We start from the raw sequence: 19,979 nt of genomic DNA, 5'->3' as shown, positions 1-19,979 counted from the left end.
CTTGTGCCCATGGCGCAATTTGTTGATAGGGCAGTGCTGCACCTGCAAGCTGGCGATGGTGGGCACGGGTGTGTGTCTGTGCACCGCGAAAAGTTCAAGCCGCTGGGTGGGCCCGACGGGGGCAATGGCGGCCACGGCGGCGACATCATTTTTGAGGTGTCGCCGCAGGTACACACGCTCTTGGACTTCCAGTTCCGCCCGCACGTGAAGGCGCAGCGCGGCAACAACGGCGAAGGGGACCACCGCAATGGTGCGCGTGGTGAGGACCTGGTGCTTGAGGTGCCGGTTGGCACGGTGGTGCGAAGCGCTGACGGTGAGATCCTGGCTGACCTGACGGTGCCGGGCACCCGCTTTGTGGCTGCAGAGGGCGGCTACGGCGGCCTGGGCAACGCGGCGCTGGCAACTGCGAAGCGTAAGGCGCCGGGCTTTGCGCTCAAGGGCGAGCCGGGTGAGGCGCACGACCTGATCCTGGAGCTGAAGTCCATGGCCGATGTGGGCCTGGTTGGCTTCCCGTCGGCGGGGAAGTCCTCGCTGATTTCGGTGCTGTCTGCAGCCAAGCCGAAGATTGCGGATTACCCGTTTACCACGCTCGCCCCGAACCTGGGTGTGGTCAATGCTGGCCATGACACCTTTACTATTGCGGATGTGCCGGGGCTGATCCCGGGCGCGAGCGAAGGCAAGGGCCTGGGCTTGGATTTCCTGCGCCACATTGAGCGCACCGCGGTGCTTGCGCACATTGTGGATACCGCGACGATGGAGCCGGGGCGTGATCCCCTCTCTGACATTGAGGCCCTTGAGGCGGAGCTGGATGCCTACGCCGAGGAACTCGACATGGATTCCGGCCTGGGTGATTTGCGTGAGCGTCCCCGCCTTGTGGTGCTGAACAAGATTGACGTGCCGGAGGCTCGTGAGCTGGCGGAGTTTTTGCGCGAGGATATTGAGCAGCGTTTCGGCTGGCCGGTATTTTTGATTTCCACTGCCACGCGCGAGGGCTTGGATGAGCTGAAGTGGGCGATGTGGGAGGTTGTGCAAAAGGCGCGCAAGGCTCGCCCGAAGGCGGTAAAGCCTGCGGAGCCTATCGTGATTCGCCCGAATGAGGTGAAGAGCACCCGTGATAACGGCATCAAGGTGGAGCGCGACCCGCTGTACCCGGAGGGCTGGATTGTCACCGGTGAGAAGGCGGAGCGGTGGATCCGCCAGACGGACTTTGAAAACGATGAGGCCGTGGGCTACCTGTCTGACCGTTTGGAGAAGGCGGGTGTGGAAGACGCGCTGCGCAAGATTGGTGCGCGTGAGGGCGATGTGGTGACGATTGGTGAGGTCTCCTTTGACTGGGAGCCTTCGCGTGGCGGCGACCCGACGCTTGCTGGCCGCGGCCAGGACGCACGTCTGGGCGGTACGGATCGTGCGTCTGCTGCGGAGCGTAAGCGTGCCTCCCAGGCTCGTCGTGGCTTGATTGATGAGTTTGATTACGGTGCTGGCGAGGCCGCTGAGCGCGAGCGTTGGCAGGGGTAGGGGTGTTAGAACTTCGGGAGCAGATTGCGTCCGCGCGGCGCATTGTGGTCAAGCTGGGCACTTCTTCGCTTGTCGACGCTGACGGAAACCTCGACGCACGCAAAATCGACCTGATTGTGGATGCGATTGAGCAGCGCATCGCCCGCGGCACTGATGTGATTGTGGTGTCTTCGGGTGCTATCGCTGCTGGTATGGCGCCGCTTGGGTTGAAGGTGCGCCCGAGGGATTTGGCGACAAAGCAGGCGGCTGCCTCTGTTGGCCAGATTCACTTGGCGCAGGTGTGGGGTGCGTCGTTTGCTCGCTACGGTCGCACGATTGGTCAGGTGCTGCTGACCCAGTCGGATGCGGGTTCGCGTGAGCGCGCCCGTAACGCGCAGCGCACGATTGACCGGCTGCGGCAGATGGGGGCGGTGCCGATTGTCAATGAGAACGACACGGTGGCTACCTCTGAAATGCGCTTTGGTGACAATGACAGGCTCTCGGCGATCGTGGCAACGCTGATCAGCGCCGATGCGCTGGTGTTGTTGTCTGACGTGGATGGGCTCTATGACATGAACCCTTCCGATCCGCGGGCGCGTCTTTTGGATGAGGTGCGAAGCGGCAAGGACCTAGAGGCCGTTAAGGCTGGCGACGGTGGCGTGTTTGGCACCGGCGGCATGGCCGCGAAGGTCTCGGCTGCGCGCCTGGCTGCGCGTGGTGGTGTGCCGGTGCTGTTGACAGCAACGGAGAAGATCACCGAGGCGCTTGGGTCTGCTGAGGTGGGCACCGTGTTCCATACCCGCCCGGGCCGCAAGCTGTCCGCCTGGAAGTTCTGGGCGTTGTATGCCGCCGATGCGGAGGGCGTGCTGCGTTTGGACGCCGGCGCGGTCAGCGCCGTCACCAGCGGCGGAACGAGCCTGTTAGCTGTGGGCATTACCGGCATTGAGGGTGAGTTCCACGCGGGCGACATTGTGGAGATCCTGGGGCCGGATTCCGCCGTGGTTGGCCGTGGCGAAGTTGCCTATGACGCGGTCGAGCTTGCCACCATGCTGGGGCAGCATACGCATGAGCTGCCGGAGCACTTGCGCCGGCCTGTGGTGCATGCGGATTACTTGAGTAACTACGCCTCGCGTCTGTAACCGCTACTGTGGGCGGGCATGAAGTTCACGTATGTGCCTAAGCCGAAAGAACAGCCGATTGCAGACATGGAGGCCGCAGGCCACACTTATGTAGCGCTCGAAGACAACCCGGACATGGTGCTCTTCGGCGGTGGCCCGGATGATTTCCCAGATGAGCTGCCGGAAAGCGTCAAGGTGGTGCAGATTCTTTATGCGGGTGTGGAAAACCTGCAAGACGTTTTTGCCAAGCATGCCGCAAACGGTGTGCGTTTTGCCAACGCGGGTGGTCTGTATGACGACACGGTTGCAGAGTCCACGCTGGCGCTGCTCCTGGCGGTGGAGCACCGCATCAAGGCGGTGAGCAATGAGTGGAACAACACGCAGATCTTCGCGGAGAAGCAGTACCTGTTTGAGGACAGAAAGCTGGCCATCATCGGCGCCGGCGGCATTGGCAAGACCTTGATCCGTTTCCTAGAGCCTTTCGGGATGAGCATTACTGCGGTGAACCGTTCTGGCCGTGAGGTGGAAGGTGCGGATCAGACGGTGACGCTGTCTGATGAGGTGTGGGCGAACCACGATTACTTTGTCATGCTCGCCCCGCTGACGGAGGCCACCCGCCACATGGTCAATGCCGAAACCATTGCGAAGATGCCTGATAATGCCGTGGTGATCAACGTTGGCCGCGGCCCGCTGATTGATACTGAAGCGCTGACCGAAGCCCTGACCAACGGCACCCTGCGCGGCGCCGGGCTGGACGTGACCGAGCCCGAGCCGCTGCCGGCGGACCACCCGCTGTGGAGCCTGGACAACTGCGTGATCACCCCGCACACAGCGAACATTCCCCGCTTCATGACAGGCCGCATCGGCCCCCTTGCCGCGAAGAACTGGGACCTGTTCGAAGCCGGCGAGAAAATGTCCACCGAGGTTGATGTTGAGGCTGGCTACTAGTCGGCTACTAACTTCCGGATAAGCGCAGCGGGCCTCGGCTAAGCTTGCCGCATGACTGATCTCAACACCCCACGCGAAGCCGAGCGCGCCGAGGTTTTGGACAAGGCGCGCCGGGCCAAAGATGTAGCACCTACGCTTGCGACCCTGCCGCAGCCGACAAAGAACCAGGTTCTGCATGCCGCGGCCGATGCGCTGCTGAAGCGTGCAGACGAGATCATTGCGGCCAACCAGCGCGACCTGGATGAGGGCCGCGCCCAGGGTTTGGCTGAATCGCTGCTGGACCGCCTCGCCCTGGACCAGGGCCGCATCGAGGGCATTGCGGGTGGCCTGCGCCAGGTTGCAGGCCTGAAGGACCCGGTGGGGGAGGTGTTGCGCGGCCACGTGATGGATAACGGCATCCAGATGAAGCAGGTCCGCGTGCCGCTTGGGGTGATGGGGATGGTGTATGAGGCCCGCCCGAATGTCACCGTTGATGCGTTTGGTCTTGCCCTGAAGTCCGGCAACGCGGCGCTGCTTCGCGGTTCGAAGACTGCGCGCCACTCCAACGCGATGCTGGTGGAGATTCTCCAGGACACCCTGGCTGCCCACGAGCTGCCGCGTGAGGCCGTGCAGCTTCTGCCGTGTGAAACCCACGATTCGGTCCAGGATCTGATCACCGCCCGCGGGTTGGTTGATGTGGTGATTCCCCGCGGCAGTGCTCGCCTTATTGAGGCCGTGGTTACTAACGCGACCGTCCCCACCATTGAGACCGGCACTGGTAATTGCCACTTCTACATTGACCGTGATGCGGAGCTTGATTCCGCCATTGCCATGCTGCTCAACGGCAAGACCCGGCGTGTGAGCGTGTGCAACGCCACCGAGACCGTGCTGGTGGATTCCGCCTTGCCGGAGGGGGCGAAGCAGCGCATCATCACCGCGTTGCAGGACGCCGGGGTGACCATCCACGGCGACGCCGCCAAGGGCTTCGTGCCCGCCACCGATGAGGATTGGGGCGAGGAGTACCTCAGCATGGACATTGCGTATGCCGAGGTAGACGGCGTGGACGGCGCGATCGCCCACATTGCCAAATGGTCCAGCGGGCACACGGATGCCATCGCGTCCCAAGGGGCTTTTGCTTTACGACGTTTTGCGGACCACGTCGACTCCGCCGCCGTCGTCCTCAACGCCTCGACTGCCTTTACGGATGGGGAGCAGTACGGCATGGGCGCAGAGATTGGCATCTCTACCCAGAAGCTGCACGCGCGCGGACCGATGGCCTTGCCGGAGCTGACCACCACGAAGTGGATTCTGGAGGGCACGGGACAAACCCGTCCATAAAATACGGACATAAACGCGGTTCTAATGGTTTGCGCAGCGAGAATGGTATACAATTCCGAACCATGAAAACTGCACGTGTGATTGTTTCCCTGGCCACCGCAGTCGCTGTCACGGCTGGCGCTGGCACCGCTGTTGCTGAAACCAGGCCGTCTGATCAGATCGGCTTCGAAAAGAAGGATTGCCCGGTCAATGACAAGGGCGAGATCATCGAGGACCAGTGCAAGACGAAGAAGGAGAATCTTCCTGAGGGCTCCGCGAAGGCGTTCGACACCCTCTGGGCTGGCCTGACCTCTTCGCAGAAGGCGTCCTCCGGCGAGGGTTCCTCCAAGGACGCTGAGGGCAACAAGACCGAGATCCCGGGCTGGGGCATCGCCCTGATCGTGCTGAGCGTCCTGGGTGCCGTCGGCGCGGGCATCTTCAACCTGTTCGTTGAGAGCAGCAACATCCGCTTCGTCTAACCCCTGTACCAAACACATGCGTATTGGGGTGATGGGCGGGACGTTTGACCCGATCCACCACGGCCACCTCGTCGCAGCAAGCGAAGCGGCACACCGTTTCGCGCTGGACGAGGTGGTTTTTGTACCTACGGGACAGCCGTGGCAAAAGGCGGGCAGGCAGATTTCGCCAGCTGAAGACCGCTATTTGATGACGGTGATTGCCACCGCCTCCAACCCACGCTTCACCGTGTCTCGCGTGGACATTGACCGTGAGGGTCCGACGTACACCATTGACACCCTGCGGGATCTGCGCGAGGTGTACCCGGATGCGGAACTGTTCTTCATCACGGGCGCGGATGCGCTGAGCTCAATCATGTCGTGGCATGACTGGGACAAAATGTTTGAGCTGGCAGAGTTTGTTGGCGTGACGCGTCCTGGCTATGAGCTGACGGAGGACATGCTGCCGCAAGACATCCAGGAGCGGGTGCATCTCCTCGACATCCCGGCGATGGCGATCTCGTCCACGGACTGCCGCGAGCGTGCGTCGCAAGGGCGCCCGGTGTGGTACCTCGTCCCGGATGGGGTGGTGCAATATATAGCGAAGCATGGGCTGTATCGCCCGCAGGTGGCACAATAGGGGCTATTAACCGCCGGCTCATAGCAAACGTGAAGGAACGTATTTTTGACTGCAGCGCAAATTTCGATTGAACAAGCCTCCATCGCGGCACGTGCCGCCGATGAGAAACTGGGCGCCAACATTGCCGTGATTGACGTGTCAAACGTCATGGCCATTACGGATATTTTCGTGGTTGTGTCCGCTGAGACGGAGCGCCAGGTGGCGTCGATTGTGGAGGAAGTGGAGACCGAGTTGACGGCGGCTGGGTTGGAGCCGAAGCGTCGTGAAGGAAACCGTGAATTCCGCTGGGTGCTGTTGGATTACGGCAACTTTGTGGTGCACGTGCAGCGTGAGGCGGAGCGTGAGTTCTACGGCCTGGATCGTCTGTACTCGGACTGCCCGGTGATTGCCGTTGAGGGTCTTGAGCCGTACCAGCGCCCGGGCGTGTTTGCGGACGACGCTGGCGTTCGCGAGGCGGAAACCCTGGAGGACCTGCCGCTGGCCGGCGAGGGCCCGGACGCTGACGAGTACTAGGCGCGAGTTTTAAGCGTGAAACGTCGACTGATTCTGCTGCGCCACGGGCAGACAGACTACAACGCCACCCGGCGGATGCAGGGCCATCTGGATACCACCTTGTCCGCGTTGGGTGAAGAACAGGCGCGTCGCGCTGCCAAGGGTCTGCGCGAGTTTGGCATTGGCAAGATTGTCAGCTCGGATCTGATCCGTGCCCGCCGGACTGCGGAGATTGTGGCGCGGGAGCTGGGGCTTTCCATTACTGAGGACGCGCGCTTGCGCGAAACCCACCTCGGCCAGTGGCAGGGCAAGACGCATGCAGAGGTTGACGGCGCGGACGCCTCGATCCGCGCGCACTGGCGTAACAACGCCGCGTGGGCACCGCCAGAGGGCGAGAGCCGCTTGGATGTGGCCAAGCGTGCGCGTCCGGTGGTGGATGAGCTGATGGATTCCTACACCGACTGGGACGATGCTGCGGTGCTGCTGGTGGCGCACGGCGGTACGATTTCCGCGCTGACGTCTAGCCTGCTCGGGTTTGCTGAGCAGCAGTACCCCTTGCTGAAGGGGCTGGGCAATACGCACACCTCCCAGCTGGTGGCCATGCCGCGCTACGGTGCGCAAGACCCCGGTGAGGTGCAGTGGTACCTGGAGGCCTGGAACCAGGGGCCGGATGCGTTATGACGGTGCGTGTAGTTGTCGATTCCGCCGCAGGCCTGCCTGCTGAGATCGCCGAGGAGCTCGACATCACGGTTGTGCCGATGCACGTGATGGAAGACGCCGATGGTGAAGGCTCTACGTCGGGGTTGACGGCGCTTGAGCTGGCTGCGTGTTACGCCCGCCAGCTGGAGCGCGGCGGTGATGAGGGCGTGGTGGCGCTACACCTGACTAAGACCATGTCCTCGACCTGGTCGGCGGCGGTGACCGCCTCGGGCGTGTTCCCTGGCACGGTTCGCGTGGTGGATACCGATACCGCGGGTATGGCCATTGGCGCAGCCGCCATGGCGGCCGCCACGGTTGCCCGCGAGGGCGGCACGCTTGAGCAGTGCGAGGAGATGGCCGTCAACACCCTGAAGCGCGCGGAGACCTGGCTGTACCTGCAACAGGTGGAGGGCCTGCGCAAGTCTGGGCGTTTGTCTACCGGTACCGCGCTGTCTGCAACCCTGCTTGCCACCAAACCGATCCTGCGTATGCACGACGGCAAGTTTGAGCTCGCCGCGAAAACCCGCACGCAGACCAAGGCATTCGCCAGGCTTGCAGAGCTGGTGCTTGAGCGTGCCGACGGCGAACCCGTCTTCGCTGCTGTCCAGCACGCGGATGCCGCCGACGCCGCTGAGCAGTTCGCGCTCATGCTTGAAGAGGTCCTGCCGCAGCACTCGCAAGTGCTCGTGGAGCCGATGATGGACGTACTTGCCACCCACACCGGCAAGGGTGCGATCGGTCTGTCGGTGATCTTCGCCGAGCCCGCGTGAGTGCCCTCTCGCGCGCCAAGTGCGTACTGAAAACCGCCCTACATTTTCAATAACTCGCGCCCTGTTTTCATTAAGAGCGCGTTTCTGTGGATAACTTCGCGTGTTATCCACAGTCGCACCATGCACCACTTCCGTGCCTTGCGCTGCCGGTTTACGGTCTGCAGGCATGAACCTCAAAGACAGAATCAAGGAGCTTTCCCGCCCAACCGGTGAGGAAGATACCCTGCCGGTGGAGTACCCGGCGCCCAGGTTTGCGGTGGGGCGGAAGCAGGCGGTGGCGGTGGCGCTAATAAGCATGGGGCTCGTCGGTGCCTGGGCGTTTACCCGACCGCCCGCGCCGCAACCTACCTGGGAGGAGCCGCCCGAGCCTGCCGAGATCGTGGTGTCCGTGGTGGGGGAGGTCGAACACCCCGGGCTGGTCACTCTCGCACCCGGCGCGCGCGTGGCCGATGCGCTGGCGGCTGCCGTGCCCAAAGAGAGTGCGGACCTGTTGGTGCTCAACCAGGCGCAGGTGCTTGTGGACGCCCAACAGATCCTCGTCCAACCCTCCACCCCGGATGCAGCGCCTGAAGTTGCCGGGGTGGAGGCGAGCGGCCTGATCTCTATTAACACGGCGACGGCCGAGCAGCTGACCAGCTTGGACGGGGTGGGGCAGGCAACGGCCAATGCGATTGTGGCGCACCGGGAAGCCAACGGGCCGTTTGCCACCCCGGAGGCGTTGATGGAGGTCAAAGGCATTGGGCCGGCGAAGTTTGCGGCGCTGGAAGGGCAGATCACGTTGTGAGTGAGCTTCGGCTAGTGCCCGCGGCGGGGGCGGTGTGGCTGGCGGCGCTGGTGTGCCTGTGGCAGGGGCCGGTTTGGGCCGCGTGCGTGGTGGCTGCGTTTGTCGTGGCGTGCCTTTTGTGGCGCGAGTTTGGGCAGGCGGTGCTGGTTGGTTCGTTGGGGTTGGCGTCGTTGGTGGTGGCGTTGGTGCGCCACCGCACCGCGCAGGCGTGGCAGTTCGGTGACACAGTGGTGGCGACGGTGTCTGGGCAACCCAGGTTATTGGCTAGCGAGACGTGGCTGACGCGCGTTGTGGTGCCCGGGCATCCCTCGACGTTGACCGTGTTCTCGCGTGAGATGCCCGAGGGCGTTGTTTCGGGGACGATGGTTGCGGCACATGGCACGGTGGGGGAGAGCACGCTTGTCGGGGTCAACCCGTACGTGTTCAACGGCACCCTTGAGGTGGTGCAAGCGCCCAGCGGGTTCGCGGCGTTTGCACAGCACGTGCGCGAGACCTTTGCTGCATCCGTTGTGCATACGGTGGGGCCGAGTTCCCAGGGGTTGATTCCGGGGATGGTGCTTGGAGATACCTCCTTGCAAACGCCTACCGAACAACAGGCCTACATAGATACCGGCCTGTCGCATTTGTCTGCGGTCTCAGGCAGCAACGTGGCCATTGTGACTACCGCGGCGATTGTTCTGACCACGCTGTTGGGACTTGGGTTGCACTGGCGTTTGGTCGCCGCGGGTGCCGCGCTGTTGGTGTTTGCAGCACTCGTGGGCCCGGAGCCGAGCGTGCTGCGTGCGTCAGTGACGGGGCTGGTGGGCATGGTCGCGGTGCTGACCTCTACGCGCGCGGAACCCATGCACGTGCTCTGTCTTGCCGTGATCGGCCTGGTGTTTGTGGATACGGATCTTGCGGTGCACTACGGGTTCGCCCTGTCCGTGGCCGCAACCGCCGGCATCGTGGCGCTCTCACCCTTGTTGTACCGGGCGCTTGCATTTACCCGCTGGCCGGACATTGTGGTGCGCGCGCTGTCCGTGGCCATCGCCGCCGATGTGGTGACCATGCCGATCGTCTCTGTTATGGCCGGCCAAGTGTCGCTGGTGTCCACGGTGGCCAACACCCTTGTCGCTCCCGCCACGGCACCTGTGACCATCCTTGGCCTGTGCGCCGCCGTGCTGGCGTTGCTGCCCGGCGGGTTAGAGGTGCCGCTGCTGCTGGTTGTGCAGCCGTTTACCTGGTGGGTGAACAAGGTGGCGGTGGTGGGGGCGTCATTACCCCTGGCCACCGCGCCGATTGGCCCTTTGGCGGCGATCGTGGGCTACGGCTGGATCATCTACGGCTTTTTAGCGGGGAGGCCGCGGCTGACGGTGGCGTTGGCCGTCGTCACGCTGTGTGTAAGCAACCTTGCATCCCCGCGCGCACCGGTTGTGGACCAACACCAGCTTGTCGCACACGTAGTGGACACGCGCGCCGATGTGGAACCCGTCCCACCCGGCACACAGCTGGTTGTGGTGTTGGAAGACGGGCCACCCACCCCACGCGGCACCAAAACCATCGGCGGGATCCCCGTCGTGTTTCCCAACCGCGACGGCCCGGTCACCTTGCGTACCGACGCCTCACGCTCCCCCTAACCACGCCCCCTAGAATAGAGCGCATGCAAAACCCCGTGCACCTGGTTTTAGGCGAAGACGAGTTCCTCGCCCAACGCGCCACCAAGGAGATCATCGCGGACGCAGGCCCCCAAGCCGAAGTGACCACCCTGCGCGGATCCGACGTCACCGCAAGCGAACTCGCCCAGGCCACAAGCCCCTCCCTGTTCGCTGAGGACCGCGTGCTGGTGGTGGAGAAAACCGAACTCGCCGGCAAAGAACCCGTCGAAGCACTCTTGCGCGCCTGCGTGGACGTGGCGCCCGGGGTGACCATTATCGTGCAGCACACCGGTGGGGGACGCCAGAAGGCCTACGCCTCCAAGCTGGCCAAAATCGCGCAAGTGCATAGCGTGGCGCCGCTGCGTGACCGGGACCGCCAAAGCTGGCTCACCAACGAATTCAAACGCCACGGTGTGCGCCCCACCCCAGACGTTGTGGCCGCGCTGCTGGAATCCGTCGGCTCTGACCTGCGCGAGCTTGCCAGTGCTGTGAGCCAACTGATCGCCGATACCGAGGGCGAAATCACCGTCGCTGCCGTGCGCGAGTACTACACGGGTGTTGCGGAAGTCGCCGGCTTCGACATCGCCGAACAAGCACTTGCCGGCCGCGCCGACCGCGCACTGGCATCCACCAGGCGCGCACTCCAACTGGGCACCAGCCCCGTCGCCATCGCAGCAGCACTGGCCTACAAGGTCGGCGACGTTGCCAAGCTCTACGGCGTACGCGGCAACCCCGAGCAACTCGCACGCCAACTAGGCATGCCGCCCTACGGTGTGAAACGCACCATGCAAACCGCACGGCAGTGGAGCGGGGACGCGATCTCTGAAGCGGTGATCATCGTGGCCGACTTGGACGCCACCGTCAAAGGCCAAGGCGGCGACCCGGAGTTCGCCGTCGAAGACGCCGTGCGCCGCATCGCTGAGCTGGCTTAGCTGAGCTGGCGGCGCGGGGGAGCGTCGCAAAGCAAAACGCCCCTGCGGCCACAAGGACCACGGGGGCGTAAATCAAGCGGAAGTGCTTAGCCTTCCATCTTGTTGAAGGCGCGAGCCATGTTGGACTTCTTGTTCGCAGCGCTGTTGCGGTGGAACACACCCTTGGTCACAGCCTTGTCCAGCTTGCGGGAAGCCACGCGCAGCTGTGCCTCAGCAGCAGCCTTGTCGCCGGAGGCCACGGCCTCGCGGAACTTGCGGATCTCCGTACGGGTGGCGGAGCGGATGGACTTGTTGCGCACGCGACGCTTCTCGTTGGTCAGCACGCGCTTCTGCTGCTGCTTGATGTTAGCCATGTTTGCACCTCTTGCTAGTGGTATCGATGATGTCGAAAACGCGGACCCAAGGTCCTGCCCGCGTTACACACATTCGCCCTGTTTTGGGCAACCACTCAAAAATAGCAGTACGCCCAGGCGGTTACCAAATGCTAGCTCCAGTCAAAGTGGTCCCGCAGCCGGTTCGCCACCCGCTCAAAGCGCAGCGGCGGCAGGGTGGCGCCCCGACGATGTACGTCACTTTCCGGCACACACAGCGTCTTATCCAGGCGCACCCAGCACGGCTCGCCGGAACTATCCCAGCTGCCGCAGCCGATGCCCAGCCAGCGCGAGTCCTGCGCGTGGTCCTTCTCGGGCGAGATCAACAGCCCCAGCACGTCATGGCGGTCGCGGCCCACAACCAGCATGGAGCGCTCGCTCGGCGGCTGGGACGGCACGGTTACCCACACCACCTCGCCCGGTTCGGCGCTGCCGTCCATATCAGGCGCGTAGTAGATGTTGCGGGGGATTTTCGCGGTGGCCTTCACCTGCACTCGCGCCGCCAGATCTTTGCCGCGGCGCACGGCGGGGCTGGCCAAGCGTTCGTTGAGGAGCGCCAAGCCGCGGTCAAGCGACCCTGCGCGTTTGCGTTTCAACAACCTGCGCATGGTCGCCTCCTTTCTTTAACGCAACTCTAGGTTCTTTGGCAGGTTGGCACAAGCACTTTTTGCCGGTGTTTCTCATTTGCGTGTGCACCGGTAGAATCCTGGGGTTATGGCTGCCTTGAAGAAGAATTATGCGGAAGAGACGTTTACGGACCCGTCGAAAATCCGCAACTTCTGCATCATTGCTCACATTGACCACGGTAAATCCACGCTGGCGGACCGCATTTTGCAACTGTCCAACGTGGTGGATGCGCGCGAGATGCGTGATCAGTACCTGGACAACATGGACATTGAGCGTGAGCGCGGCATCACCATTAAGGCGCAGAACGTTCGTCTGCCTTGGACTACCGCCGATGGTGAGCAGTTCGTGCTGCAGATGATTGACACCCCTGGTCACGTGGACTTTTCCTATGAGGTTTCCCGCTCGCTCGATGCGTGCGAGGGAGCTATCTTGCTTGTGGACGCCGCGCAGGGCATCGAAGCCCAAACCCTAGCCAACCTGTACATGGCTATGGACAATGATCTTGAGATCATCCCGGTGCTGAACAAGATTGACCTGCCGGCAGCGGACCCGGAGAAATACGCGCTGGAGATCGCCAACATTATCGGCTGCGAAACCGATGAGGTGCTGCGCGTTTCCGGCAAGACCGGCGAGGGCGTGCCGGAGCTTCTGGATAAGGTGGTGGAGCTGGTCCCGCCGCCGTCATCACGAAGCACAGGCGGCGAGGAGCTGGGGGCTGACGCACCGGCTCGTGCCCTGATCTTCGACTCGGTCTACGACACCTACCGCGGCGTAGTCACCTACGTGCGCATGATGGATGGCAAGCTGCTGCCCAACCAGCAGGTGCAGATGATGAACACCGGCACCAAGCTGGAAATCCTCGAAATCGGCGTGGTCTCGCCAACCATGAAGAAAACGAAGGGCCTCGGTCCCGGTGAGGTGGGCTACCTCATCACGGGCGTGAAAGACGTGCGTGAGACACGCGTGGGTGACACCGTCACGTGGGCGTCCAAGGGTGCATCAGAGCCGCTTGAAGGTTTCGAGGAAGTCATGCCGATGGTGTACTCCGGCCTGTTTCCGGTCAGCCAGGAGGACTTCCCGGCGCTGCGCGAATCCTTAGAGAAGCTCCAGCTTAACGACGCCTCGCTGACCTGGGAGCCCGAAACCTCCGTCGCCCTGGGCTTCGGTTTCCGCTGTGGCTTCCTGGGCTTGCTCCACATGGAGATCACCCGCGACCGCCTGGAGCGCGAGTTCGACCTGGACCTGATCTCCACAGCACCGTCCGTAACGTATCGCGTGATCCGTGAGGACGGCACTGAGCAAATCGTGCACAACCCCTCCGACTGGCCCGGCGGCAAGATCGACGAGGTCTACGAGCCGATCGTGAACATGACCATCATCGTGCCCCAGGAATTTGTGGGCACCACGATGGAACTGTGCCAGTCCAAGCGCGGCCAGATGAAGAACATGGAATACCTCTCCGAGGACCGCGTGGAGCTGCGCTACATCATGCCGCTGGGTGAGATCATTTTTGACTTCTTCGACATGCTGAAGTCCCGCACCAAGGGGTATGCCTCCCTGAACTATGAGGAAGCCGGCGAGCAGCTCGGCGACCTGGTGAAGGTGGACATCCTGCTGCAGGGCGAGCCGGTGGACGCGTTCAGCGCGATCGTGCACAAGGACTCTGCCCAGTGGTACGGCAACAAGATGACCAAGAAGCTCAAAGAGCTCATCCCACGCCAGCAGTTCGAGGTACCGGTACAGGCCGCGATTGGCTCCAAGATTATCGCGCGCGAGAACATCCGCGCCCTGCGTAAAGACGTGCTGTCGAAGTGCTACGGCGGCGACATCTCCCGTAAGCGCAAGCTGCTGGAGAAGCAGAAGGCCGGTAAGAAGCGCATGAAGTCCATCGGGTCTGTGACCGTGCCGCAGGAAGCATTCGTGGCAGCGCTGTCCACGGACGAGGAGTAAGCGCCTAACGTGCGCCGCCGCGCTTCCACGCAAAGAGGCGCTGCACCACCCACACCACGGCGAACATCAGCACGAAGATAATCGCCGCCATGCCCAGGTTGCCCCACGGACCAGTCCAACCGGCGGCCTGCGCCCAGTCCGGCGCACCAATGGCCGCGGCGACAAAGCCAAGCACCAGGTTCATGGCTTCGGCGCGCTTGGACTCTTCGTCTGCAATCGCACTCGAAAGCTGCTCAAACTGGGTGCGGATGACGTTTTGACGTGACTTGACCTTAGAGTCGAAATCATCACGCAACTGGTCAAAATTGGTGGCCTCCTGCAGCCCTTTGAGCACGCGGGTGTCAATGTCACGCCCCGGCACGGAGCGGAACCACAGCTTGTCGCGGATCTCAATGTGATCTAGCTGCAGCTTCTCCAGGCGTTCAAGGTCCGCGCGCAGCTCGCGGTGGTGCATGTCTTTTTCCGCGGTGCCGCTTTTTGCCGCGCTCTTCTCGCCGACAATCTTCAAGGACTTGCGCAGGTGCGCCTCACCCGCCTGGGCGCGCATCTGCAGCATCACCAGATCCACAAAGCGTGACCCCGCCATGGACCAGTAGCGCATTCCCTCGCGGCTGGCGGATTTGGTGCGCACCATGCCTACCCCGTTGTCGGAGGTGAACACGGTCCAGGAGGAGAGTTTGGCTGCCAGGAAGCGTCGTAACGCAGCAGGCGTTTGGGCGGGCACGGACTCGGGGTAGGAGTCCGCGCCGGTGAGGATCTGCCAGGCCCATTGTTCGTGCCAGGCCCAGGTGCTTTCGGTGTCGTCGCGAAGCACAAGGGGCGCTTCGATGTCGTCGGGGACCGAGCCGTTGTTGCCCTCGCCGAGGGTCTTGTTCACCGAGTTGGGGCGCGCCGGGTTCGGGATGGCAAACGCTACGCGTTGGGGTGCCGGCAGCGTAAACGTCTCCTCCCGCAAGCCTACCGGCGCGGTGGTGGGCACCAGGCTGCCGTCAGAACCGATGCGCATGGAACGGTCCCTGCCCAACGCCGCATCAATGCGCGCCACCGCCAGGTTGGTGAACTTGGTCAGCGCGTAGAGCTGCGGCGGGCTTTCCTCGTAGAAATCATCGTGCTCGTAGAACTGCGAGGAGTTGCGCGGGGTGTGCAGCGTGGCGGATAAAAACCCAAGCGTTGCATTCGAGATGTTCTCCGCGGCCACGTTCAGGATCAGAAAGTCACTGACCACGTGTGCTGGCTGCGGCTCATCAGGCGCAACGTCAGTCAGGTTCAGGTCATGGAACTGCATGACTTCTGCGGACAGCAGCCGCAGCGTGGCGGTGCCGTGGCTGTTTCGCTCGCCGCGGATTTGGTCTTCCCAGGGCCGCTGCTCGTCATAATTAACCAGCTCATAGAACGTTTCGTTGCGCACCGGCTCAAACACGAAATGGTGGGCGCTGATCGCGGGGTCCCACCCGGCATCAGTAATCGTCACCTCGCGCACCTTCTCAGGCGTGATGCGCTGCTCGGCGCGCTGTTCGGCGAGTTTTATCGCGTCTTCGTGCCACATCACTTCCTTGCGTTCTGAGTGGCTCCAGTTGGACGCAAGCTCCACGTCTACATCCACCGACGCCGCACCGGTGGCCTTGTCCATCGGGTCCACAAAACGCGTGCGCGCGTCGTTGTAGAAGGGCCGTCCGCCTTCAATGATGGGGTCGCCGTAGTAGCCGTAGCGGGGCTCAGGTTTGCGAAACACCCCCAGCGCCGGGTCCCACTGCGGGTTCTCCACGGTGCGCACGCCTTTGTCACGGCCGTAACACCAGCCTTCGGCGGTGGCGAAGTCAAACGGCTTGCCATATTTCGCCAGTCCGGCGGCGCGCGGGATGGGCATGATGATGCTGAAAAACGCCAGGCGCCACTCGGGTAGGATCGGGGCCTTAAAGTCTTCCGGCACGTAGAAGTCGTGCCCGATGCCGTTCGACGAGTGCAGTTGCATACCTGGGAGGATACCTTTGAGCTCAACTGTTTATTTTCCTGGCGTACAGCAGCGTGAGCACACCATCACCGTCCCCATTGACCGTGCGAACCCTGCCGCAGGCGTGATCACGGTGTTTGCGCGTGAGTTGTTCACGGACGCGTCGCTGCCGTACTTGATCTACTTCCAAGGCGGCCCCGGCAAGCCCGGCCCGCGCACGGTGATGGGCTGGATCCCGGAGGCGTTGAAGCGGTATCGCATTTTGCTTATCGACGAACGCGGCACCGGCCTATCCACCAAAGTCGACAAAACCACGCCAGAGCGCATCAACGCGCACTTCTTGTCGCATCTTCGCCCGCCGGATGTCGCGGCGGATGCGGAGGCGCTTCGCATCCACCTTGGTATTGAGCAGTGGGATGTGCTGGGCAATTCCTTCGGCGCGGCGTGCGCGGGCGCCTATTTGGCGTACTACCCGCACGGGGTGCGTCGCGCCCATTTGGCAGGCTGTGTGCCGGAGCCGGAGATGGACGTGGACGCGTTCCACCGCGCGGAGTTCCGGTTGTTGCGGGAGCGCCAGCTCAAGCTTTTCGACGCTGTGCCGTGGATGCAGCAACGCGTCGAAGAAGTAGCTAAGCACGTGGACACGCATGAGGAGTTCATGCCGACGGGGGAGCGCTTGTCGTCGATACGCATGCGCACCTCGGGTGTGCTGATTGGTGAGGAAGGTGATTTCGCCGCCCTTGCCAACCTGTTTGAGTCCCCGTTTACCAGCTATAAGGGGCAGATGCGGCTGCGTGGGGATTTCCTGGCGCAGCTTGGCAGCATCATCTCACTGGAGACGATGCCGCTGTGGGCTGTGATCCATGAAAGCGTGATGGCGCGCCCGGGGCATGCGATCAACTGGTCCGGCGAGCGTATTTACCGCGAAGAGTTCGCGGACCTGACGTTTCTGGGCAACCAGTTCTTCACCACGCACTTCAAGGAGGACCCGGCGCTCCGTCCGTTTTATGAAGCAGTGGATGAGGTACACCGCATGGATGACTTGGCCGCGCAGTCCGTGGACGTTGCAAACAACACGGTGCCGGTGGCTGCGATCTTGTACCCCCAGGACGTGTATTTGCCGTTTGAGCTGTCCATCAAATCAGCTGAGAAGGTGGGCAACCTGAAGCTGTGGATTCATGACGACTGGCTTCACGACGGCATCTGGGCCCACGGCGCCGACGTAGCCAAGGGCCTATTCACCATGCTGGACTAGCGCTGGTGCCGGGGTAGCGCTTTCGCTTGGTCCGGGCAGCTTCGCGCGGGTGAGCCACGCGATGCCAGCGGTAACGCCCACCGTCAACCCGGCGCTGAGTGCGGTCTCGCCCCAAGAGATATCGGTGGTCACCACAAGGTCGGGGCGAAGCGCCTGGGTGATGAACACGAACGTGTTGCTCGCGGCGTGCAGCACCACCGCTTGCTCGATGCCGTTCGATCGCCACGTCAGGTACGCCGCGCAAAGCGCGAAAATGAAGATGTCTACAAGTCCGATCACGTTGTAGAGGTGCAGAAACACAAAGGGCAGCACGCCCGCGCCGTAGGCAACCCACGCTGGGCGCAGCCAGTTGCCCACAATCTGGGGGATGGCGGCGCGAAACACAAACTCCTCAGTGGCCGCTTGGACGGGCACGACCAGCACCATCGCAACAACCAGCGCGAGCGTGGAGGTGGTTACGGTCCACCCGCCGCTTATACCATCGACCACCAACAGCACCCCATATACCGGCACTGCTACTGCCGCGGCAACGCCCACGTAGCGCCAGCGCACCCGGTTGGCCACCGACACCAGCCCGGCCGGGTTCCTTTGCGCAATCCAGGACGCCACAAACGGCGCGATGATGGAAAGCGCGATGATAAATACGTCGTTCGGCCCGGCGGCGTCCGCATCAGCAAACTCGATAAACAGCTCGGGGTTGATCAGCCCCGCAGCGATCACGATGAGAAACTGCACGCCCACAAACAACGCGATTAAAAGCGCCAGCTCCGCCAGCGCCAGCCAACCGTTTCGCGGCCGGGCGATTAGGTGAAAACTCATACCTGCACCCTAAGGCCGATTTCTACGTCCTGGCCAGGACGTAGGTCAACGCCGTCGCGCTCGGGGCCCAGCAGCGCGGGTTCGACGCAGACGAACTGCCGCCACTCTTCATCACCAAGCCCTGGGGCGTTCGCGCATTCCACCGGGCCGGGGTTCCACACCACGGCGTGATCGGTGCCGGTGGGGGTGAGGGTGAGGGTGCGGTAAGCGTCGGCAAGCAAAAGCTCCGAGGTGGTGGCAAAAACGTAGTCGACTTCCTGGCCAAAACGCACCTCGCCGCAGAAACGCTTCAGCTGGCCGTCGGTTTTGTCGAAATACTGCGCGCCGTCCACCCCGCGCACGGCGGCACTTGTCGTGTCCACCGCCCAGTACGGGTGCAAGGCAAGCTGCACGCGTCGCACAGTGTCAGACTCGTTGCGGCACGACAATCTAAACGTGAGGTCCTCGGCGGTAAATGTGAGGCGCAAGCCCTCGTGCGAAAGCACCCCGTCATGCCACGGCAGAGATTCCGCCCAACCATGCATCTGCGTACCCAACGTGGTGGCAAACCACGGCGCAACCACAGGCATCCCGCCGTGCTCCGCACCAACGCGGGAGGAAAACAGCAGGTCACCGGTCGGGTGGGGGAGGTGTCGCACTAAAACCATGCGGCAATGGTATCGCGATACAATGAGCGCATGCAGACACCGGTTCCCCGCGAGCAAGTGCGGTTAAGCGCCATTGAGCGCCAGGAATTCGACGCCCTTGCTGCCCAGTTTGAGCGGGTGGAAGAGCACGTGCTGGATGCGTCGCTGATGCTCTACGTCAACAGGTAGGCAGCTCGTCCGCCTGCGTGGGGTAGGACGGTTGCGCGCCGGGTTTGGTCACGGCGAATGCGCCGACGCGTGCGGCGAATGCGGCAGCCTCGTCCAACGTGTCGCCCTGGACAAGCCGGTAGCACAGCGCGCCTGCGAAGGCGTCGCCTGCGCCGACGGTGTCTACCGCTGTGACGATTGGGGTGGGTACGGGGCGCACGCCCTGGGCGTCGGCAACCAGCGCGCCTTGCGCACCCAACGTCAGTACCACGGAGGCGAAACCGGCCTCCACCAGGCGTTTCGCAAGCTCCTTAGGCTCGCCCTCACCACGCAAGCCCAGTTGCTCCAGGATCAGACCGGCTTCGTGTTCGTTGGCCATCAGCGGGTCTGCCTTCAGCAGGGCCTCGCGCGGCACGTCCACCACCGGCGCCAGGTTCACCGCCACACGCCCGCGCGCCAGCTCCACGGCACGCGCAAACCCGTCCGCAGGGATCTCGCCTTGCAGAAGCACCAGCTCAGCAGCTTCCACGGGGGCCTTATGCTTCTCGACGCCCCGCGCATCCACCCCCACATTCGCCCCCGGCACCACGATGATCGTGTTCTCCCCGTCTTCCGACACCGTGATCACGGCTAGGCCGGTGACCTCGGTGCTGATGGTTTCGACGTGGGTGAGGTCCACGTTGGCCTCGCGAAGCAGCGCGGTTGCAGGATGGGCGTTCGCGTCCGCGCCAACCGCGCCGACGAGCGCCACGCGTGCACCGAGGCGCGCCGCCGCCACAGCCTGGTTCGCGCCCTTGCCGCCGGCGGTCACACCACCGCCTGAGCCGAGCAAGGTTTCGCCCGGGTTCGGGTGACGCGCGACGTTAACCGTCAAGTCCGCGTTAATAGAGCCAACAACGGTGATCTGCGGGTGGTTCATAGCCACCGAGAATACGCGTGATTGCCCGCGT

General features: G+C 63.1%; 21 protein-coding genes. 15 read left to right on the top strand and 6 right to left on the bottom strand.

What is annotated here, in order from left to right; genetic code table 11:
• Positions 1-9: 9 nt before the first annotated feature.
• From obgE to holA, 12 genes are all read left to right on the top strand, one after another.
• Positions 10-1,515: a GTPase ObgE gene (gene obgE / locus I6I71_RS00295; RefSeq protein WP_052203298.1), complete on the top strand. Its 1,506-nt coding sequence runs from the start codon at positions 10-12 to the stop codon at positions 1,513-1,515.
• Positions 1,516-1,517: 2 nt separating this feature from the next.
• Entirely contained in the window at positions 1,518-2,633 is a 1,116-nt protein-coding gene (gene proB, locus I6I71_RS00290) for a glutamate 5-kinase (protein WP_236587329.1), read from the top strand.
• A gap of 18 nt (positions 2,634-2,651) precedes the next feature.
• Positions 2,652-3,560: a D-isomer specific 2-hydroxyacid dehydrogenase family protein gene (locus I6I71_RS00285; protein ID WP_070494367.1), complete on the top strand. Its 909-nt coding sequence runs from the start codon at positions 2,652-2,654 to the stop codon at positions 3,558-3,560.
• Between the two features lie 51 nt (positions 3,561-3,611).
• Positions 3,612-4,877 carry a glutamate-5-semialdehyde dehydrogenase gene (locus tag I6I71_RS00280; RefSeq protein WP_201821407.1) on the top strand — a complete coding sequence of 422 codons (1,266 nt, stop codon included), beginning with the start codon at positions 3,612-3,614 and terminating at the stop codon, positions 4,875-4,877.
• A gap of 62 nt (positions 4,878-4,939) precedes the next feature.
• On the top strand, positions 4,940-5,335 hold the full coding sequence (locus I6I71_RS00275) for a hypothetical protein (RefSeq protein WP_052203307.1): 396 nt from the start codon (positions 4,940-4,942) through the stop codon (positions 5,333-5,335).
• 31 nt (positions 5,336-5,366) lie between these two features.
• The gene (nadD, locus tag I6I71_RS00270; RefSeq protein ID WP_052206280.1) at positions 5,367-5,951 is read left to right on the top strand and encodes a nicotinate-nucleotide adenylyltransferase; all 585 of its coding nucleotides are present in this window, start codon (positions 5,367-5,369) and stop codon (positions 5,949-5,951) included.
• Positions 5,952-5,996: 45 nt separating this feature from the next.
• The gene (gene rsfS / locus I6I71_RS00265; RefSeq protein WP_070494373.1) at positions 5,997-6,464 is read left to right on the top strand and encodes a ribosome silencing factor; all 468 of its coding nucleotides are present in this window, start codon (positions 5,997-5,999) and stop codon (positions 6,462-6,464) included.
• A 15-nt stretch (positions 6,465-6,479) separates the two neighbouring features.
• Positions 6,480-7,124 (top strand): histidine phosphatase family protein, encoded by a 645-nt coding sequence (locus I6I71_RS00260; RefSeq protein ID WP_201821405.1) that lies wholly within the window; start codon positions 6,480-6,482, stop codon positions 7,122-7,124.
• Entirely contained in the window at positions 7,121-7,912 is a 792-nt protein-coding gene (locus tag I6I71_RS00255; RefSeq protein WP_201821403.1) for a DegV family protein, read from the top strand. The genes I6I71_RS00260 and I6I71_RS00255 overlap by 4 nt, the downstream gene beginning before the upstream one ends.
• Positions 7,913-8,078: 166 nt before the next feature.
• Positions 8,079-8,696: a ComEA family DNA-binding protein gene (locus I6I71_RS00250; protein WP_201821401.1), complete on the top strand. Its 618-nt coding sequence runs from the start codon at positions 8,079-8,081 to the stop codon at positions 8,694-8,696.
• Positions 8,693-10,312: a ComEC/Rec2 family competence protein gene (locus tag I6I71_RS00245; RefSeq protein ID WP_201821399.1), complete on the top strand. Its 1,620-nt coding sequence runs from the start codon at positions 8,693-8,695 to the stop codon at positions 10,310-10,312. The genes I6I71_RS00250 and I6I71_RS00245 overlap by 4 nt, the downstream gene beginning before the upstream one ends.
• 23 nt (positions 10,313-10,335) lie before the next feature.
• Complete coding sequence (gene holA / locus I6I71_RS00240) at positions 10,336-11,262, top strand: DNA polymerase III subunit delta (RefSeq protein ID WP_052203318.1); 927 nt, start codon at positions 10,336-10,338, stop codon at positions 11,260-11,262.
• An 86-nt stretch (positions 11,263-11,348) separates the two neighbouring features.
• Here holA and rpsT read toward each other — a convergent pair whose 3' ends face one another.
• Together rpsT and I6I71_RS00230 are read right to left on the bottom strand one after the other, a co-directional pair.
• A complete protein-coding gene (gene rpsT / locus I6I71_RS00235) occupies positions 11,349-11,615 on the bottom strand; it encodes a 30S ribosomal protein S20 (protein ID WP_052203319.1) in 267 nt (88 codons plus the stop codon).
• 131 nt (positions 11,616-11,746) lie between these two features.
• On the bottom strand, positions 11,747-12,241 hold the full coding sequence (locus I6I71_RS00230; RefSeq protein ID WP_070494382.1) for a type II toxin-antitoxin system PemK/MazF family toxin: 495 nt from the start codon (positions 12,239-12,241) through the stop codon (positions 11,747-11,749).
• A 106-nt stretch (positions 12,242-12,347) separates the two neighbouring features.
• Here I6I71_RS00230 and lepA point away from each other — a divergent pair, with 106 nt between their 5' ends.
• A complete protein-coding gene (gene lepA / locus I6I71_RS00225; RefSeq protein ID WP_414017438.1) occupies positions 12,348-14,210 on the top strand; it encodes a translation elongation factor 4 in 1,863 nt (620 codons plus the stop codon).
• 4 nt (positions 14,211-14,214) lie between these two features.
• Here the strand turns inward: lepA and I6I71_RS00220 are convergent, their stop codons facing one another.
• The gene (locus tag I6I71_RS00220) at positions 14,215-16,182 is read right to left on the bottom strand and encodes a hypothetical protein (RefSeq protein ID WP_201821398.1); all 1,968 of its coding nucleotides are present in this window, start codon (positions 16,180-16,182) and stop codon (positions 14,215-14,217) included.
• Between the two features lie 16 nt (positions 16,183-16,198).
• Between I6I71_RS00220 and I6I71_RS00215 the strand changes: the two genes are divergently transcribed.
• Positions 16,199-17,416, top strand: a complete 1,218-nt coding sequence (locus tag I6I71_RS00215) for an alpha/beta fold hydrolase (RefSeq protein WP_201821396.1) — start codon at positions 16,199-16,201, stop codon at positions 17,414-17,416.
• On the opposite strand, the gene I6I71_RS00210 is transcribed toward I6I71_RS00215, so the two are convergent.
• Together I6I71_RS00210 and I6I71_RS00205 are read right to left on the bottom strand one after the other, a co-directional pair.
• Complete coding sequence (locus I6I71_RS00210; protein WP_101734883.1) at positions 17,396-18,235, bottom strand: CPBP family intramembrane glutamic endopeptidase; 840 nt, start codon at positions 18,233-18,235, stop codon at positions 17,396-17,398. The two genes, I6I71_RS00215 and I6I71_RS00210, sit on opposite strands and share 21 nt — an antisense overlap.
• Entirely contained in the window at positions 18,232-18,882 is a 651-nt protein-coding gene (locus tag I6I71_RS00205; protein ID WP_201821394.1) for an aldose epimerase family protein, read from the bottom strand. Before I6I71_RS00205 ends, I6I71_RS00210 begins: the two co-directional genes overlap by 4 nt.
• A 30-nt stretch (positions 18,883-18,912) precedes the next feature.
• Here I6I71_RS00205 and I6I71_RS00200 point away from each other — a divergent pair, with 30 nt between their 5' ends.
• Positions 18,913-19,050, top strand: a complete 138-nt coding sequence (locus I6I71_RS00200) for a hypothetical protein (RefSeq protein ID WP_168156353.1) — start codon at positions 18,913-18,915, stop codon at positions 19,048-19,050.
• On the opposite strand, the gene I6I71_RS00195 is transcribed toward I6I71_RS00200, so the two are convergent.
• Positions 19,040-19,948, bottom strand: coding sequence for a ribokinase (locus tag I6I71_RS00195; RefSeq protein WP_201821392.1), 909 nt, complete (start codon positions 19,946-19,948; stop codon positions 19,040-19,042). The two genes, I6I71_RS00200 and I6I71_RS00195, sit on opposite strands and share 11 nt — an antisense overlap.
• Between the last annotated feature and the right edge of the window lie 31 nt (positions 19,949-19,979).

The organism is Corynebacterium riegelii (assembly GCF_016728505.1).
GTDB classification, from domain to species: Bacteria; Actinomycetota; Actinomycetes; order Mycobacteriales; family Mycobacteriaceae; genus Corynebacterium; species Corynebacterium riegelii.
Note: the sequence above shows the minus strand (reverse complement) of the source record. Positions and strands in the feature narration are given on the sequence as shown.